This is a genomic window from Actinomadura hibisca NBRC 15177 (assembly GCF_001552635.1).
Lineage (GTDB): Bacteria > Actinomycetota > Actinomycetes > Streptosporangiales > Streptosporangiaceae > Spirillospora > Spirillospora hibisca.
In genome coordinates, this window is the sequence record NZ_BCRO01000043.1 from 1 (window position 1) to 14,428 (window position 14,428).

The following is a 14,428-nucleotide window of genomic DNA, read 5'->3' on the forward strand; positions in this document are numbered from 1 at the left end:
CAGATCTGCACCGACTCAATCAGTGGGGGTCTACACGAAACCACCCACCTCAACCCCGAGCCCCGCACCCGACCACCAACCCCAGCCCCGCGCGGGTTTGTGCACCTGCCCACCAAGCTCAGCCCGCACGAAGTCAGATCCACACCACCCCACCCCGAACGCGCCGCCTATCCCTGGCTCGCCCTAGAACTACGCCTGCCTGGGTCGGCCTGGCTCGCTGCGCGAGCCAGGCCGACCCAGGCAGGCGATGCAGAAGGCAGAGCGAGCGACTTAGAAGCCAAGGCAGGCAGCGCAAGAGCCAAGACCAATCACCCAACCACCCGCCCCACGAACTCAGCCAGATTCACCTCAGTCCGCGCAATCAGCTCCTCCAGCGACAACGACTCATGCATCCGTCCCCCAAGCCCCGCGCGCTTCTTCCCCCGCAGATACAGCGAGCACGCCAGGTCCGCGCAGAAGTAAGCCCCCACCGTGTTCCCGTCCTGACCGTTCCGCCCCGCTCGGCGCGCCGTCATCAACGAGACGCCGCCCCCGGTATGCGTGGTCAGGCACAACGAGCACATGCTCTTCCGGAAGTGCCCCGCGTTCGGCACGGCCAGGCGCAGTGCCACGCCCGTCAGCCCCTCCCCGGACTCCAGCACCATGTACGCCCGCTCCGGTGCCGCCGGATCTCGCCAGCCCAGGAAGTCCAGGTCGTCCCATGGCCGTTCGGCCAGGTCCTTCGGGACGGCCATGCGCTTGGCCTCGCCCTTGGTGCAGTTGACGAAGGACGCACGAATGTCGCTTTCCGTAACCGGTCTCATACCGTGTAAGCTAGTCTTCCTAGAGGTATTAGGCAAATGATTATTCGCTCTAGGCAGGGAGGCCCATGGCCCGCGCCGGACTGACCCCCGACCGTCTGACCAGGGCGGCGGCCGAGCTGGCCGACGAGGTCGGCTTCGACAACATCACCGTCTCGGCGCTCGCCCGCCGGTTCGGCGTCAAGGACGCCAGCCTGTACTCGCACGTCAGGAACGCCCACGACCTCAGGACACGCGTCGCCGTGCTCGCCCTCGCCGAGCTGGCCGACCGGGTCGCCGCCGCCATCGCCGGACGTGCGGGCAAGGACGCCCTGGTCGCCTTCGCCAACGCCTACCGCGACTACGCCAAGCAACACCCCGGCCGGTACGCCGCCTCACGCCTCCGGCTCGATCCGGAGACGGCCGCCGCCAGCGCGGCCGGACGGCACTCCGAGATGACGCGCGCGATCCTGCACGGCTACCAGGTGCCCGAGGCCGACCAGATCGACGCCGTCCGCATGCTGGGCAGCCTCTTCCACGGATTCGTCAGCCTGGAAGCGGCCGACGCCTTCATCCACTCACGCGGGATGCGCGAAGTCGACGACTCCTGGTCCCGGACCCTGGACGCCCTCGACGCCACCCTCCGGAACTGGCCATCCAGCTGACGCCGGTCATGAACACCGCCACCGCAGCCTGACCCCCTTTCACGCGCACGCACCAAACCCCTAGTCCACCCAAGCGGCTCCCCCAAGCCTCACCACCCATGGCGCACCAGACGTTCGATCAGCAGCCATGCCCCGATGCCCACCATCGCCGCCCCCGCCACACGCCCGATCAGACGAGCAGCAGCCGGACGGCCGTGCAAGGTCGTGCGCGTCAGCGTCCCCAAGCACAGGTAGAACGCCCCACACGTCACCATGAACGCCACCCCCAGCACGCCGATCTGCCCCGCGACCGGCCAAGCCCCCCGCGGATCGGTGAACTGCGGCAGCAAGGCAATGAAGATCAGCAATCCTTTGGGATTGAGCCCGCTGACCCCGACGCCCCTCCGGAACATTTTCCCATCCGCTTCACCCGCTTCTTCGACCGAAACCCAAAGGACAGCCGACCGCAGAAAAGTCACCCCGCCATGCCACATCAGATACAGACCGCCCACCACCGTCAGCCCAGTCAGCAGCACCGGAGACCCCGCCACCAGCGCCCCCACCCCCGCCGCCACCACGGCCGTAACCAGCGCATACCCCACCACCAGCCCGCTCACCGCAGGAACCACCGATCGTCCCCGAAGCCCAGCGGAGACAGTGAACGCCCAATCCGCACCCGGCACCACGATCAGCAACACCGCAACCACCCAAAAGGCGAGCACGGAATCAACCGCCATGACATTTCCTCCCGCCGATGAGCACCAGCAAATACCGGCGGAAGAAGAATACGATCGATCTGCCGAAAAGTGCTTTCAAAAACCACTCATCAAACGCCCATCCATGGAATCATTTCCTCCATGGACGCGATCGACCGGAAGATCCTTGCCGTGCTCCAGCAGGAAGGCCGCCTCACGATCACCGAGCTGGCCGCGCGGATCGGCCTCAGCGTCTCGCCCTGCCACCGCCGCCTGCGGGAGCTGGAACGCGGCGGCACCATCCGCGGCTACCGCGCGGTCGTCGACCCCAGCGCTCTCGGCCTGACGTTCCAGGCGCTCGTCTTCGTCACCATGCGCCAGGAGGACCGCGAGACCCTGCTCGGCTTCGAGCGCGAGGTGGCCCGGGTGCCAGAGGTCGTGCAGGCCCAGCGGCTGTTCGGCGACCCCGACTACCTGCTCCGCGTCGTCACCGCCGACCTGACCGCCTACCAGGAGCTGGAGGACGACGTGTTGTCCGCGCTCCCGGGCGTGCAGCGGCTGAACTCCACACTCGTCATGAAGCACGTCGTGAACGAACGCCCCCTGCCCACCTGACGCAAGAACCGTCCACCTAACGCAAGAACCGGCCCCCGCCCACCCAGGGCAGAGGCCGGTTATCAAGCCAGCAAAAGCGTCAGCTCAGCCCACCGAAGAACACCCGCACATCCTCCGCCAGCACCCCCGGCTGCTCCATCGCCAGGAAATTGCCGCCGCGCTCGGTCTCCGTCCAGTGCACCACGTTGTGGTCGCGCTCGGCGAAGCGCCGGATCGCCACGTCCGTCGTCCCCGTCGCGATGACGCCCGTCGGCACCGTGCCGCGCGGCTTGGGCGCGTAGGCCGTCGGGTCGTGCGCCATCTCGTAGTAGAGCTGCGCCGACGAGCCCGCCGTCCCGGTGAACCAGTAGAGGCTCACGTTGGTCAGCAGCTGGTCGCGGTCCACGGCGTCCTCCGGCAGGTCGGCCGCCGCGTCCGTCCACTCCTTGAACTTCTCCACGATCCAGGCGAGCTGCCCGGTCGGCGAGTCGTGCAGGCCGTGCGCGAGGGTGTCCGGGCGGGTGGACTGGATGTGGTTGAAGCCCATCTTGTCGTCGCGGAACTCCTGCAACCGCCCCAGCCGCGCCTGCTCGACGTCGGTCAGCCCGGCGAAGTCGGCGGGGTCGTCGGACGGGAAGGTGATCAGGCCGTTGAGGTGCACGCCGATGACGCGGTCGGCGTCCTGGCGGCCCATCTCGGCGGCGATCCACGCGCCGCCGCCGTTGCCCTGCACGCCGTAGCGGTCGTAGCCGAGCCGCGCCATCAGCTCGGCGAACGCGCCCGCGATCTTCCCGGTGTTCCAGCCCGGCGCGGTCAGCGGGCCGGAGAACGCGACGCCGGGGGTGTCGGTGATGACCAGGTGGAAATCGGCGGTCAGCGGCTCGACCACCTTGGCGAACGCGGCGAACGACGCGGGCCAGTCGTGGATCAGCAGCAGCGGCGTGGCCTGCGGGTTGTCCGACGGCACGTGCGCGAAGTGGACCTGCTGCCCGTCGATCTCGGTGACGAACTGCGGCAGCGCGTTCAGCTCGGCCTCGGCCTTGCGCCAGTCGTAGCCGTCGGCCCAGTAGGCGGCCAGCTCCTTGAGGTAGTCGACGGGGACGCCGCGGGTCCAGCCCTGGCCGGGGATCTGGACGCCCCAGCGGGTCCGGCGCAGCCGGTCGCGGAGGTCGGCCAGCTCGGTGTCGGAGATGTCGATGCGGAACGGGCGGATGGTGGTGTTCTCGGTCATGACTGCTCCACATCTGCGCAAGGCGGGGGTGCCTTCCAACTGACTCCAGTATAGCAGAACGGAATGCTCCATTCCACAAAAACTGAAGATCATCCTCATACACTGGCCGCGTACAGCAGGTCCCGCAACCCCGCCCGTTCCTCCTGGTCACCACGCCACACCAGCCGAAGGCTCAACGCCGGCGCCGCGAACCCGACCCGCCCGAGCGTCCCCACCTCCAGCGCCCCCGCCACGGCGAACTCCGGAAGCAGCGCGACGCCCAACCCCTGCTCCGCCCACGCGCGCATCACCTGCACCCCGCCCGCCTGGACACGTTCCGTCCCCGATCCGATAACCCGGTCGGCAGCCATCCGGAACGAGCAGTTCGGCACGTTCACCAGCAGCCGTTCCCCGTCCAGATCCTCCGCGTCCACCTGCGAACGCCCGAGCAGCCGGTGCCCGGGAGCCGCGACCAGGGCCAGCGGCACCGCCTCCACGTCGAGGAAGTCCAGCGGCGCGGCGGGAAAGCCGAGATCCCCCAGCGCCTCCCCCGTGTCCAGCAGCAGCCCCGCATCCAACCGTCCCGCGATGACGTCCGCGAGCATCTCGTCACGGCTCACGGTCGCGCGCACCTCGGCGCGCAGGTCGGGGCGGCGTTCGGCCAGCCGCGCCAGCACGCGCGGGACGTGGGTCGCGGCGATCGTCTCCAGCGCGCCCAGCCGCAACCTCGGGGCCGCGTCCGTCACCTCGCGGCGGGCCTGGTCGGCCTGGTCCAGCAGCCGCCGCGCCCAGCCGAGCAGCCGGTCGCCCGCCTCGGTCAGGCGCATCCCCCGGGCCGTGCGCTCGAACAGCGCCACGCCCAGCGACCGTTCCAGCGCGCGGATCTGCTCGGAGACGCTGGAGGGCGCCATCTCCAGCGCGTTGGCGGCGTCGGTCACCGTCCGGTGCCGCACCACCGCCTCGAAGGTCCGCAACTGCCGCAATTCCATGCCGGGACCAACCGGCGCGGAGCGTTCGGAATTTCCGAATGCGGGGATCGGGTCGGCCGGTGGCTGCGGTGATGCCGCGTCCCGAGAGTTGACCCATGACCAACCCTCCCTCACGCCGGGCGCCGGCGTTGCTCGGCATCTCGCTCGGCTACTTCATGGTGTTGCTGGACATGACGGTGCTATCAGTCGCCGAACCGGATCTCGCCGCCTCCCTGCACACCTCCCTCTCCGGCCTCCAGTGGGCCACGACCGGCTACACAGTGGTGTTCGGCGCGCTGCTGCTGTCGGCCGGAGCCGTCGCCGACCGTTACGGCGCGCACCGGGTGTTCCGCGTCGGCGTCGCGGTGTTCGGGCTCGGCTCGTTGTTGTCGGCGCTCGCGCCCACGCTGGGCGTCCTGGTCGCGTTGCGGGCGGTGCTGGGCGCGGCGGGGGCGGCGTGCGTGCCGTCGTCGATGGCGATGATCGCGCGGCTGTACCCCGTCCCGGCCGAACGTGCCCGCGCGGTCGCGACGTGGGCGGCCATCAGTGGGGCGGCGGTCGCGGCGGGTCCCGTCGTGGGTGGGGCGCTGGTCGATCTGGCGGGCTGGGAGGCGGTGTTCCTGGTGAACGTGCCGGTGGCGCTGCTGGTGCTGGCGTTGACGGCGGGCCGGACGGTGCGCTGCGAGCGCGGCGAACGACGCATCGACTGGACGACGCAGTTGCTGGCGTGCGCTGTTCTGGCGCTGCTGACCGACACGCTCGTGGCGGCAGGAGCGCGTTCGTGGGTGCACGCCGTCGCGGCGGGGGTGGCGACGGTGCTGGTCGCGGCGGTGTTCGTGGTGCTGGAGCGACGCAGCGCCGCCCCCGTCCTCGACCGGACGCTGCTGGGGAGCGGGGGTGTGCGGGCCAGCCTGGCAGCCGGGGCAGCGGTGAATCTGACGCTGAACGGCTACCTGTTCGTGCTGCCGTTGCTGCTCCAGCAGGAGCGGCATCTCAGCGCGGCAGCCACCGGTCTGGCGTTCTTGCCGCTGACGTTGCCGTTCGTGCTCAACCCGCCGGTGACGGGACGGATCGTGGCGCGGTTCGGGCCGCGTCCGCCGGTGCTGGCGGGGTTGGCGTTGCTGGCGGCGGGCGGTGTGGCGCTCGGCGGGGCGGTGTGGGCGCGGGCCGGTTACGGGTGGCTGGCGGTCGGGTTGTTGCTGACGGGGTTCGGGGTGTCGTTCGTGCTGCCCGCGCTGGTGTCGGCCGTCATCAGCGTCGCGCCGCAGGGAGCGGCGGGGTCGGCGGGCGGGTTGCTGAACGCGGTGCGCCAGACGGGGGCGACGTTGGGGGTCGCGGTCATGGGGGCGTTCGTCGGACTGGGGAGGGTGACGGGGACGGGCTGGGCGCTGGTGTTCTCGGCGGTGGTGTGCGCGGCGGCGGGCTTGTGGTTCGCGGTGGCGTCCGCGCCCGCCGCGTCCTCTACCCCCGTCGTCTCCCCCGGGCCTGCCCTCAGCCGCCCGGCCGGGAGATCATGAGGACGACGACGATCGCCCACAGCAGGTTGTAGAAACCGGCGAGCATCGACAACGTGCGCAACTCCCGCTCGCCGCCGGGCTGGCTGAGGGCGGCGCTCTGGCGCGGGTAGATCTGGAGGGCGAGCAGGATGCCCGCGATCCCCGTCAGGACCATGGAGACGGTGATCCAGACCTCGCCCATCCGGCCCTGGACGGTAGCCAGGACGATCCCGGCGAGCGGCACGATGAGCCCGGCGAGGGCGTAGCCGCGGGTGATGCGGTGCAGCGCGACGGCGACCGAACGGCTGCGCTCACCCGCTTCGCTCGCGGTGGCCACGCCCGTCCCGTTCGCAGCGATCTCGCCCGTCCCGCTCGCGGCGGTGTCACCCGCGCCAGCGCCCGCCCCACTTGCGCCGACCAACGACGGCTCTACCGACTCCGACTCCGCGATCGGCGCGTAGCGCGGGAACAGGCTCGTCGCGACGGCCGACCCTCCGATGAACACGATGCTCGCCAGCACGTGGATCGACAGCAGGACAACTTCCATGGGCACCCCTTCCAACCTTCAGGATGCCTGAAGCCTAACTGAAGCTTCAGTCAACCTGAAGGCAGGGGTGCATCTCCCCCACGAATTCCGTCTCACCCCAGCTCAGGAAGGGAAAACACCCTCGAAAGCAGCGCGGATGGCCCCGCCGACCCGCTGGAGAACGGGATCGGCATCTGGGCCGAACATCCGCTCGTCCACCTCCGCCACCGCCCGCTGCGCCTCCTGGAGCAGCCGGGCCCCCTCCGGCGTCAGCTCGATCGCGGAGGCCGAGCCCGCCCGCGCCGTGTGGTCGTGCACCAAACCCGCCTTGACCAGCGCCTTCACCGTCGAGTGCACGGTCTGGACGGTGATCCCCGACATCCGCGCCAGGTCGCTGAACGACGCGCCCGGCACCCCGGCGATGTGACCGAGCAGGCCGAGCCTGCTGACCGTGAGATCGAGCGGCGCGAGCGCGGCGCTCAGCTCGTTCTCGACCTGGCGGGCCAGCGTCAGCACGACGATCGTGGGGCTCAGCGCGGGCGGGCCGGGGCGGTCGTTCTCGGTGGTCACGCGCCCAGTCTTCCCCACCGCGCCGCCCCCGATCCAGCGGACGCGCGCCAGGCGACGCGTCCGCCCACGGCTCACGATCCGGCAGGAAAGCGGGGAACCTTCTCGCCTTCCGACGCGTCTACGATATATCGTTGTCGTATCGCGAGAGATCATAGAGAGATCTCGGAAGGCGGTCACCGATCATGCACGGTTCCTCCCGACCCGATCCCCGCTGGGCCTTCGCCGCGGCCGCGCTCGGCCTCAAGGCCGCCCACGCCGCCGCCCGCCACCAGGGCTGCGGCCCCCGGACCGACGCCGGGCCGTTCCCCGGCTGGATGTTCGGCGGCCCCGGCGGTCCCGGTCCCGGCGGCCCCGGCCCCGGCCCGTTCCCGCCGCCCGGCCCGTGGGGTCCGCCGTGGGCGCGCGGGCGGCGCGGTCCCTGGGGACGCGGCCCCAAGGCGCGCAAGGGCAACGTCCGCGCCGCGATCCTCGCGCTGCTCGCCGAGGAGCCGCGCAACGGCTACCAGATCATCCAGGAGGTCGAGCGGCGCAGCGGCGGGGCCTGGAAGCCCAGCCCCGGCGCGGTCTACCCGGCGCTCCAGCAGCTCGCCGACGAGGGGCTCGTCCGCGGCGAGGAGGAGGCGGGCCGCAAGACCTTCCACCTCACCGACGAGGGCCGCGCCCATGTCGCCGAGCACGCCGACGAGCTGGCCGACCCGTGGGACGAGATGACGCCCGACTTCGGCGAGGGCGTGCCCGAGCTGTTCAAGCAGGCGGCGCAGACCGGCGCGGCCGTGATGCAGATCGTGCACTCGGGCTCCCCCGACCAGGTCGCCCAGGCCAAGGACGTGCTGGGCCGCGCCCGCCGCGACCTGTACCGCATCCTGGCCGACGACGACATCACCACCGACGACGCCGACATCGACGCCCCCGGGGAGCGACCGTGACCCGTCCCGACGACCTGCGCGTGGGCGACATCGAGCGCGACGCCGTCGCCACCGCCCTGCACGACCACTTCGCCGCGGGCCGCCTGACCCGCGAGGAGCTGGAGGAACGCCTCGACACCGCCCTCGCCGCCAAGACCCGCACGGACCTCCGGGAGATCGTCCGCGACCTCCCCGAGCCGCACGGCCTGCCCGAACCACCGCAGGCCCCGACCGCCCAGCCGCCCCGCCCGACCTGGGGCCACCACCAGGCCTGGGGCGGCCACCCCGCGAGAAGGCGGCACCACCTCACCCACCACGGGCACCACGGACGCCCCCACGGTTTCCCGGTGCTGCTGGCGGTGTTCCTGATCGTGGGGTTCTCGGCGGGGTTCGGGGCGGCGGTGCCGACGGTGCTGGCGCTCGCGATGCTCATCTGGGTCGTGCGGGCGGTGGTGTTCGCCACCACGCAACGGCCGCGCCGCCCGATCCGCTGAGCGCCGGACCCGGCCACCGGTGAGGCGTGGACCGGCGGCCGGTCACGTGAAACCGTCTCACCATGCCTGCCCAGCGGCCGCCCGAACGGTTCCTGCACCCGGTCACCCCGGTGGCCCGGCCCGACGAGACCGCGCTGCGCGCCACCGTCGAGCGGCTCGCCGCGATCGAACGGCCGTCCTGCTCGCCCGGCGAGCGGGCGGCCGCCGAGCTGATCGCCGAACGGCTGGGCGAGCTGGGCGCGATCGTGCGCGTCGAGCGGGAGCCCGCCTCCGGCTCCCGTGCCTGGCCGGTCGGCGCGCTGAGCGGGCTGGCGGCCGTCGCCGGACTGGCCGGGCGGCGGGCGGGCGCGCTGGGCGGCGTGCTTGCGGCGCTCGGGATCGCCGGTGAGGTCTCGCGCCGCCACCGGCTCGCCCGCGCCCTGCTGAGCCGCCGCACCACCTGCAACGTGGTGGCGGGCCTTGGCGACGCGGCCGCGCGCCGCACGCTGGTGGTGATGGCCCACCACGACGCCGCGCCGTCGGGCACGGTGTTCGGCCGACGTTCGGCCCTCGTGCGCGCCCGCGCGGAGAGCCCGCCGCTGTGGTGGCCGGTGCTCGTCGGTCCTGTGCTGGTGGCGGCGGACGCGGCGGCGCGGCTGCCGCCGGTGCGGTGGACGGGCATGGCGCTGAGCGCGCTGGCCGCCGTCGCGCTGGCCGACGTCAGGACGCCGCGCGCGGTGCCGGGGGCCAACGACAACCTGTCGGGCGTCGCGGCGCTGACGGCACTCGCCGCGTCGCTGGCGCGACGGCCACCGTCCGGGCTGCGGGTGATCCTGTTCTCGGCGGGGGCCGAGGAGGCGGCGCAGGAAGGCGTGCGGGGCTTCGCGCGGCGGCACTTCCCCTACCTGCCGCGCGACACGACCTGGTTCCTCAACCTCGACACCGTGGGCTCGGGCAACCTCGTCCTGCTGGACGCCGAGGGCGCGCTGCGGCTGGAGCGCTACGACACCGAGTTCGGCGACCTGATCGAGCGCTGCGCGACGGAACAGGGCCTGGGCGTGCAGCGCGGCCTGCGCTCGCGGGCCGGGACCGACGGCGTGGTGCCGCTGCGCCACGGCTACCGGGCCGCGTGCCTGGTGTCGGTGGACGACCAGCACCTCATCCCGCACCACCACCTGCCCAGCGACGTCCCCGAGCACGTGGACTACCGCTGCGTGGCCGACGCCGCTCAGCTCGCCGAAGCCGTCGCCCGCGCCCTCGCCGTCCGCTGAGCAGGCCGCTGAAGCAGACCGGGGAAACAGGTCGTTGAAGACGGGCCGGATTCAGCGGGGGCGGCGCCAGGTGGGCTTGCGAGCGGCGCCGCCGCGTTCCAGCAGGTAGGTGAGGCGCCAGGCCGCCGACCGCACCAGCTCGTCGTAACGGTCGCGCTTGTTGCGGGGCGCGCCCTCGCGCTGGGTCAGCGCCTGCGCGAACTCCTCGGCGACCTCGCCGATGATCCGGTGCCGCTGCCCGAAGTCGTACAGGTCGGCGTGCACGTCGGCGATCAGGTCCTCGTCCACGCGCGCGGCCAGCGGGCGCACCCGGCGCAGCAGGTCGGCGTCGCGGGCCGCGCCCGCGGCGGCGCGGCGGGTGGTGTCCGGCGAGCCGACCAGCGCCCGGATCCGGGAGAAGGCCAGGCTCCGCTCCGCCTCGCCGGTGGCCGGGTGCTCGGCCAGGTCCAGCAACCGGCGCAACGTCTCCTGGGTCTTCTCATCGAACATGGATCGCAGCGTACGGCCCGGTCAGGTGTCCTCGGCCCGGTGGGCGAGGTTTTCCAGGACGCGGCGGTAGACCGACGTCAGCACCTCGTCGGGGATGCTGCGCGCCAGTCCTCCGGCGTCGGTGCCGTGCAGGTCGGCCGCCTCGATGAGCAGGCGGGCGATGTCGTCGATGGCCTCGTCGGTGTGCTGGGTCATGGAGTCCTCCTTCAGTGAGGGGACGTTGCGGGGCGGGTTTTCGTGATGATCAGCGTAGGGCCGCCGCCCGGCGGGCGAGATCTTCGATGCGCTCCCAGTCGCCCGCGCGCACGGCGTCGGCCGGGGTCAGCCAGGAGCCGCCGACGCAGCCGACGTTCGGCAGGGCCAGGTAGCGGGGCGCGTTGTCGAGGGAGATGCCGCCGGTCGGGCAGAACCGGATCTGCGGCAGCGGCCCGCCCAGCGACTTCAGGTAGGGAATGCCCCCGGCGGCCTCGGCGGGGAAGAACTTCATCGCGGTGATGCCGTGCTCCAGCAGCGCCAGCGCCTCCGTCGCGCTGGACACGCCGGGCAGGAACGGCAGGCCGGTGCCGGTCATCGCCTCGCGCAGCGCGGGCGTGCAGCCGGGGCTGACCAGGAAGCGCGCCCCGGCGGCGGCCGACTTCTCGGCGTCGGCGGGCGTGACGACGGTGCCCGCGCCCACGACGGCGTCGGGCACCTCGGCGGCGATGCGCTCGATGGCGGGCAGCGCGGCCGGGGTGCGCAGGGTGACCTCGATGGCGGGGAGGCCGCCCCTGACCAGGGCCTTCGCGAGGGGCACGGCGGCGTCGGCGTCGTCCAGGACGACGACGGGGACGACGGGCGCGAGATCGAGCAGGTCGGTGGCGTTCATGCTGCTTCCAGGGCGGACGGGCTCTGCGCGAGCCGGGCGGCGGCTCCGGCCAGGGCCGGGCACGGGTGGACGATGAGCGAGGTCGGGATGGACCGCAGGTAGTCGCGGACGGGCGGCTTGTCCTCGAAGCGGGCGCGGAAGTCGCTGTCGCGCAGTATGTCGGCTATCCGGGGCAGGATGCCGCCGCCGAGGTAGACGCCGCCGCGCGCGCCCATGGTCAGCGCGACGTTACCGGCGAACGACCCCAGCAGCGCGCAGAACATCCGCAGCGCCTCGGCGCGCACGGGGTCGGTGCGGTCGGCGGCGATCTCGGCGGCGGTGCACGGCACGGCGGGCACGCCGTGGATCATCGACAGCAGCCGGTGCGTGCGGACCAGGCCGTCGCCCGACAGCAGGTACTCGGCGGTGGCCGCGCCGCGCTCGGCGCGCAGCAGCCGCATGACCTCGACCTCGCGCTCGGTCCCGGCGGGGATGTCCACCTGGCCGCCCTCGCCGGGCAGCGGCAACCATCCGGCCGGGGTCGGCACCAGGCCCGCGACGCCGAGGCCGGTGCCGGGGCCGACGACGGCGAGCGCGCCGCCGGGGCCGCCGGGCGCGGCGTCGCCGACGCGGACCGCGTCGTCGGGGCCGAGGGCGGGCAGGGCCAGCGCGAGGGCCTCGAAGTCGTTGAGGATCTCCAGGTGGGCCAGGCCCAGGCGGTCGCGGACGCGGTCGGCGGTGTCGGCGGGCCAGTCCGCGTTGGTGAGCCGGAACCGGCCCTGCGCGACGGGACCGGCGACGGCCAGGCACGCCGCGACCGGGCGTACGTCCGGCGCATGCTCGGCGAGGTAGCGTTCGGCGGCGTCGGCGAGTCCGGCGTGCTCGCGGGTCGGCAGCGACGCGACGCGCGCGGGCGCGCCGCCGGGCTTCTCGATCAGCGCGAAGCGGGCGTTGGTGCCGCCGACGTCGGCGACCAGCCAGGGGCCGTTCACGCCGGAACCGCCGCGTCCCAGCCGTCGGGCGTGCCGAACACGCCCGCGCCCTGCTCGGCGGGGCCCACCGCGTTGCGGAAGGCGTGGAACAGCTCACGTCCGGTGCCCGACCACGCCGCCGCGTCGGGCGCGCCCCCGCTGGGCTCCCGCGCGGCGAACTCGTCGTCGGGCACCAGCACTTCCAGCAGTCCCTTGTCGGCGTCCAGCCGCACGACGTCGCCGTCGCGCACGCGCGCGAGGGGGCCGCCCGCTGCGGCCTCGGGCGACACGTGGATGGCGGCGGGCACCGCGCCCGACGCGCCCGACATGCGGCCGTCGGTGACCAGCGCGACCCGGTGGCCCCGGTCCTGGAGGACCGACAGCGGCGGGGTGAGCCGGTGCAGCTCGGGCATCCCGTTGGCGCGCGGGCCCTGGTAGCGGACGACCGCGACGACGTCCCGGTCCAGCTCCCCGGCGGCGAACGCCTGCTGGAGCGCCTCCTGCGACTCGAACACGCGCGCCGGGGCCTCGATGAGGCGGTGCTCGGGGCGGACCGCCGACACCTTCACCACCGCGCGGCCCAGGTTGCCGCGCACGGTGTGCAGGCCGCCGTGCTCGTCGAACGGCTCGGCGACCGGCCGCAGCACGGACGGGTCGCCGGACTCGGCCGGGACGGGCGTCCAGCGCAGCTCGTCCTCATGCAGGCCGGGGGTGCGGCGGTAGTCGGCCAGGGTGTCGCCGCCGACGGTGCGGGCGTCGGCGTGCAGCAGCCCGGCGTCCAGCAGCTCGCCGATCAGGAAGGCGGTGCCGCCCGCCGCGTGGAAGTGGTTCACGTCGGCGGTGCCGTTGGGGTAGAGGCGGGTCAGCAGCGGGGTGACCTTGGACAGCTCGTCGAAGTCGTCCCAGGTCAGCTCGATCCCGGCGGCGGCGGCCATGGCGACCAGGTGCAGCGTGTGGTTGGTGGAGCCGCCGGTGGCCAGCAGCGCGACCACGCCGTTGACGAAGGCGCGCTCGTCCAGCAGTTCGCCGACCGGGGTGTAGTGGTCGCCAAGGTCGGTCAGCTCCAGCACGCGCCGCCCGGCGGCGTCGGTCAGGGCGTCGCGCAGCGCGGTGCCCGGCGGCACGAAGCTCGCGCCGGGCAGGTGCAGGCCCATGACCTCCATCAGGAGCTGGTTGGAGTTGGCGGTGCCGTAGAAGGTGCAGGTCCCGGCCGAGTGGTAGGAGGCGGACTCGGCCTCCAGCAGCTCGTCGCGGCCGACCTCCCCGGCGGCGAAGCGCTTGCGGATCGCGGCCTTCTGCGCGTTGGGCAGCCCGGAGGCCATCGGGCCGGCCGGGACCAGGATCGCGGGCAGGTGCCCGAACGCCAGCGCGCCGATCACCAGCCCGGGGACGATCTTGTCGCAGACGCCGAGCAGCAGCGCGCCGTCGAACATGTCGTGCGACAGCGCCACCGCCGTCGCCATCGCGACCACGTCCCGGCTGAACAGCGACAGCTCCATCCCGGCGCGGCCCTGGGTGATGCCGTCGCACATGGCGGGCACGCCCCCGGCGAACTGCGCGGTGCCGCCCGCCGCCGCGATCGCGGCCTTGAGGCGGTCGGGGTAGTCCTTGAGCGGCTGGTGCGCCGAGAGCATGTCGTTGTAGGCCGACACGATCGCGATGTTGGGGGTGACGTCCCCGCGCAACCGCAGCTTGTCGGCCGGGCCGCAGGCGGCGAAGCCGTGCGCGAGGTTGGCGCAGCCGAGGCCGCCGCGTGCCGGTCCGGCGGTCCGCGCGTCCCGGACGCGGCTCAGGTAGGCGTCCCGGCGGGCCGACGAGCGCGCCGAGATCCGCGCGGTCACCTGGGCCAGGACGGGGTGCGGGGAGGTCGTCATAGCGCCGCAAGCTACCGTCACATTCGCAAGCTGGACAACCCTACTTATGAACTTTGCATGACAAAAGTCCACATATTGAGCCAACTGGACGTACGCAACGGCCGCGTGCTTGACTGGCC

17 protein-coding genes are annotated in these 14,428 nt (G+C 72.8%); 6 read left to right on the plus strand and 11 right to left on the minus strand.

The window, feature by feature from the left end; translation table 11 throughout:
* Nucleotides 1-308 precede the first annotated feature (308 nt).
* A complete protein-coding gene (locus tag AH6_RS20955; protein ID WP_067482426.1) occupies nt 309-803 on the minus strand; it encodes an FBP domain-containing protein in 495 nt (164 codons plus the stop codon).
* Nucleotides 804-868: 65 nt separating this feature from the next.
* Here AH6_RS20955 and AH6_RS20960 point away from each other — a divergent pair, with 65 nt between their 5' ends.
* On the plus strand, nt 869-1,444 hold the full coding sequence (locus AH6_RS20960) for a TetR/AcrR family transcriptional regulator (RefSeq protein ID WP_067482428.1): 576 nt from the start codon (nt 869-871) through the stop codon (nt 1,442-1,444).
* A gap of 89 nt (nt 1,445-1,533) precedes the next feature.
* On the opposite strand, the gene AH6_RS20965 is transcribed toward AH6_RS20960, so the two are convergent.
* On the minus strand, nt 1,534-2,160 hold the full coding sequence (locus tag AH6_RS20965) for a LysE family translocator (RefSeq protein WP_067482430.1): 627 nt from the start codon (nt 2,158-2,160) through the stop codon (nt 1,534-1,536).
* A 120-nt stretch (nt 2,161-2,280) separates the two neighbouring features.
* On the opposite strand from AH6_RS20965, the gene AH6_RS20970 reads away from it, so the two are divergent.
* Entirely contained in the window at nt 2,281-2,733 is a 453-nt protein-coding gene (locus tag AH6_RS20970; RefSeq protein WP_067482432.1) for an Lrp/AsnC family transcriptional regulator, read from the plus strand.
* 79 nt (nt 2,734-2,812) lie between these two features.
* Here the strand turns inward: AH6_RS20970 and AH6_RS20975 are convergent, their stop codons facing one another.
* Both AH6_RS20975 and AH6_RS20980 read right to left on the minus strand, forming a co-directional pair.
* Nucleotides 2,813-3,943: an epoxide hydrolase family protein gene (locus AH6_RS20975; RefSeq protein ID WP_067482434.1), complete on the minus strand. Its 1,131-nt coding sequence runs from the start codon at nt 3,941-3,943 to the stop codon at nt 2,813-2,815.
* A 95-nt stretch (nt 3,944-4,038) separates the two neighbouring features.
* The gene (locus tag AH6_RS20980) at nt 4,039-4,911 is read right to left on the minus strand and encodes a LysR family transcriptional regulator (protein ID WP_067482436.1); all 873 of its coding nucleotides are present in this window, start codon (nt 4,909-4,911) and stop codon (nt 4,039-4,041) included.
* Nucleotides 4,912-5,006: 95 nt separating this feature from the next.
* Here AH6_RS20980 and AH6_RS20985 point away from each other — a divergent pair, with 95 nt between their 5' ends.
* Nucleotides 5,007-6,407 carry an MFS transporter gene (locus AH6_RS20985; RefSeq protein ID WP_083983287.1) on the plus strand — a complete coding sequence of 467 codons (1,401 nt, stop codon included), beginning with the start codon at nt 5,007-5,009 and terminating at the stop codon, nt 6,405-6,407.
* On the opposite strand, the gene AH6_RS20990 is transcribed toward AH6_RS20985, so the two are convergent.
* Together AH6_RS20990 and AH6_RS20995 are read right to left on the minus strand one after the other, a co-directional pair.
* Entirely contained in the window at nt 6,382-6,933 is a 552-nt protein-coding gene (locus AH6_RS20990) for a hypothetical protein (RefSeq protein ID WP_067482634.1), read from the minus strand. The genes AH6_RS20985 and AH6_RS20990 overlap by 26 nt on opposite strands.
* A gap of 102 nt (nt 6,934-7,035) precedes the next feature.
* The gene (locus AH6_RS20995; RefSeq protein ID WP_067482440.1) at nt 7,036-7,482 is read right to left on the minus strand and encodes a MarR family winged helix-turn-helix transcriptional regulator; all 447 of its coding nucleotides are present in this window, start codon (nt 7,480-7,482) and stop codon (nt 7,036-7,038) included.
* 182 nt (nt 7,483-7,664) lie between these two features.
* Between AH6_RS20995 and AH6_RS21000 the strand changes: the two genes are divergently transcribed.
* The 3 genes from AH6_RS21000 to AH6_RS21010 all read left to right on the plus strand — a co-directional run bounded on the left by AH6_RS21000 (nt 7,665) and on the right by AH6_RS21010 (nt 10,131).
* Nucleotides 7,665-8,408, plus strand: a complete 744-nt coding sequence (locus AH6_RS21000) for a PadR family transcriptional regulator (RefSeq protein ID WP_067482442.1) — start codon at nt 7,665-7,667, stop codon at nt 8,406-8,408.
* On the plus strand, nt 8,405-8,881 hold the full coding sequence (locus AH6_RS21005; RefSeq protein WP_067482444.1) for a DUF1707 SHOCT-like domain-containing protein: 477 nt from the start codon (nt 8,405-8,407) through the stop codon (nt 8,879-8,881). The genes AH6_RS21000 and AH6_RS21005 overlap by 4 nt, the downstream gene beginning before the upstream one ends.
* A 62-nt stretch (nt 8,882-8,943) precedes the next feature.
* Complete coding sequence (locus AH6_RS21010) at nt 8,944-10,131, plus strand: M28 family peptidase (protein ID WP_083983288.1); 1,188 nt, start codon at nt 8,944-8,946, stop codon at nt 10,129-10,131.
* A 51-nt stretch (nt 10,132-10,182) separates the two neighbouring features.
* Here AH6_RS21010 and AH6_RS21015 read toward each other — a convergent pair whose 3' ends face one another.
* The 5 genes from AH6_RS21015 to edd are packed head-to-tail and all read right to left on the minus strand — an operon-like array spanning nt 10,183 to nt 14,309.
* Complete coding sequence (locus AH6_RS21015) at nt 10,183-10,620, minus strand: hypothetical protein (protein WP_067482446.1); 438 nt, start codon at nt 10,618-10,620, stop codon at nt 10,183-10,185.
* Between the two features lie 21 nt (nt 10,621-10,641).
* The gene (locus AH6_RS43905) at nt 10,642-10,815 is read right to left on the minus strand and encodes a hypothetical protein (protein WP_157431611.1); all 174 of its coding nucleotides are present in this window, start codon (nt 10,813-10,815) and stop codon (nt 10,642-10,644) included.
* A gap of 49 nt (nt 10,816-10,864) precedes the next feature.
* Nucleotides 10,865-11,485, minus strand: coding sequence for a bifunctional 4-hydroxy-2-oxoglutarate aldolase/2-dehydro-3-deoxy-phosphogluconate aldolase (gene eda / locus AH6_RS21020; protein ID WP_067482448.1), 621 nt, complete (start codon nt 11,483-11,485; stop codon nt 10,865-10,867).
* The gene (gene glk / locus AH6_RS21025; protein ID WP_067482450.1) at nt 11,482-12,456 is read right to left on the minus strand and encodes a glucokinase; all 975 of its coding nucleotides are present in this window, start codon (nt 12,454-12,456) and stop codon (nt 11,482-11,484) included. The genes eda and glk overlap by 4 nt, the downstream gene beginning before the upstream one ends.
* On the minus strand, nt 12,453-14,309 hold the full coding sequence (gene edd / locus AH6_RS21030) for a phosphogluconate dehydratase (protein ID WP_067482452.1): 1,857 nt from the start codon (nt 14,307-14,309) through the stop codon (nt 12,453-12,455). Before edd ends, glk begins: the two co-directional genes overlap by 4 nt.
* Between the last annotated feature and the right edge of the window lie 119 nt (nt 14,310-14,428).

What these genes read in the sequence shown, in the direction of transcription:
- AH6_RS20975 (WP_067482434.1), bottom strand. Translation starts at nt 3,943, where the DNA reads ATGACCGAGAACACCACCATCCGCCCGTTCCGCATCGACATCTCCGAC.
- AH6_RS43905 (WP_157431611.1), bottom strand. Translation starts at nt 10,815, where the DNA reads ATGACCCAGCACACCGACGAGGCCATCGACGACATCGCCCGCCTGCTC.
- AH6_RS21000 (WP_067482442.1), top strand. Translation starts at nt 7,665, where the DNA reads ATGCACGGTTCCTCCCGACCCGATCCCCGCTGGGCCTTCGCCGCGGCC.
- AH6_RS20965 (WP_067482430.1), bottom strand. Translation starts at nt 2,160, where the DNA reads ATGGCGGTTGATTCCGTGCTCGCCTTTTGGGTGGTTGCGGTGTTGCTG.
- AH6_RS20990 (WP_067482634.1), bottom strand. Translation starts at nt 6,933, where the DNA reads ATGGAAGTTGTCCTGCTGTCGATCCACGTGCTGGCGAGCATCGTGTTC.
- AH6_RS20970 (WP_067482432.1), top strand. Translation starts at nt 2,281, where the DNA reads ATGGACGCGATCGACCGGAAGATCCTTGCCGTGCTCCAGCAGGAAGGC.
- AH6_RS20955 (WP_067482426.1), bottom strand. Translation starts at nt 803, where the DNA reads ATGAGACCGGTTACGGAAAGCGACATTCGTGCGTCCTTCGTCAACTGC.
- AH6_RS21015 (WP_067482446.1), bottom strand. Translation starts at nt 10,620, where the DNA reads ATGTTCGATGAGAAGACCCAGGAGACGTTGCGCCGGTTGCTGGACCTG.
- AH6_RS20985 (WP_083983287.1), top strand. Translation starts at nt 5,007, where the DNA reads ATGACCAACCCTCCCTCACGCCGGGCGCCGGCGTTGCTCGGCATCTCG.
- eda (WP_067482448.1), bottom strand. Translation starts at nt 11,485, where the DNA reads ATGAACGCCACCGACCTGCTCGATCTCGCGCCCGTCGTCCCCGTCGTC.
- AH6_RS21010 (WP_083983288.1), top strand. Translation starts at nt 8,944, where the DNA reads ATGCCTGCCCAGCGGCCGCCCGAACGGTTCCTGCACCCGGTCACCCCG.
- AH6_RS20960 (WP_067482428.1), top strand. Translation starts at nt 869, where the DNA reads ATGGCCCGCGCCGGACTGACCCCCGACCGTCTGACCAGGGCGGCGGCC.
- AH6_RS20980 (WP_067482436.1), bottom strand. Translation starts at nt 4,911, where the DNA reads ATGGAATTGCGGCAGTTGCGGACCTTCGAGGCGGTGGTGCGGCACCGG.
- edd (WP_067482452.1), bottom strand. Translation starts at nt 14,309, where the DNA reads ATGACGACCTCCCCGCACCCCGTCCTGGCCCAGGTGACCGCGCGGATC.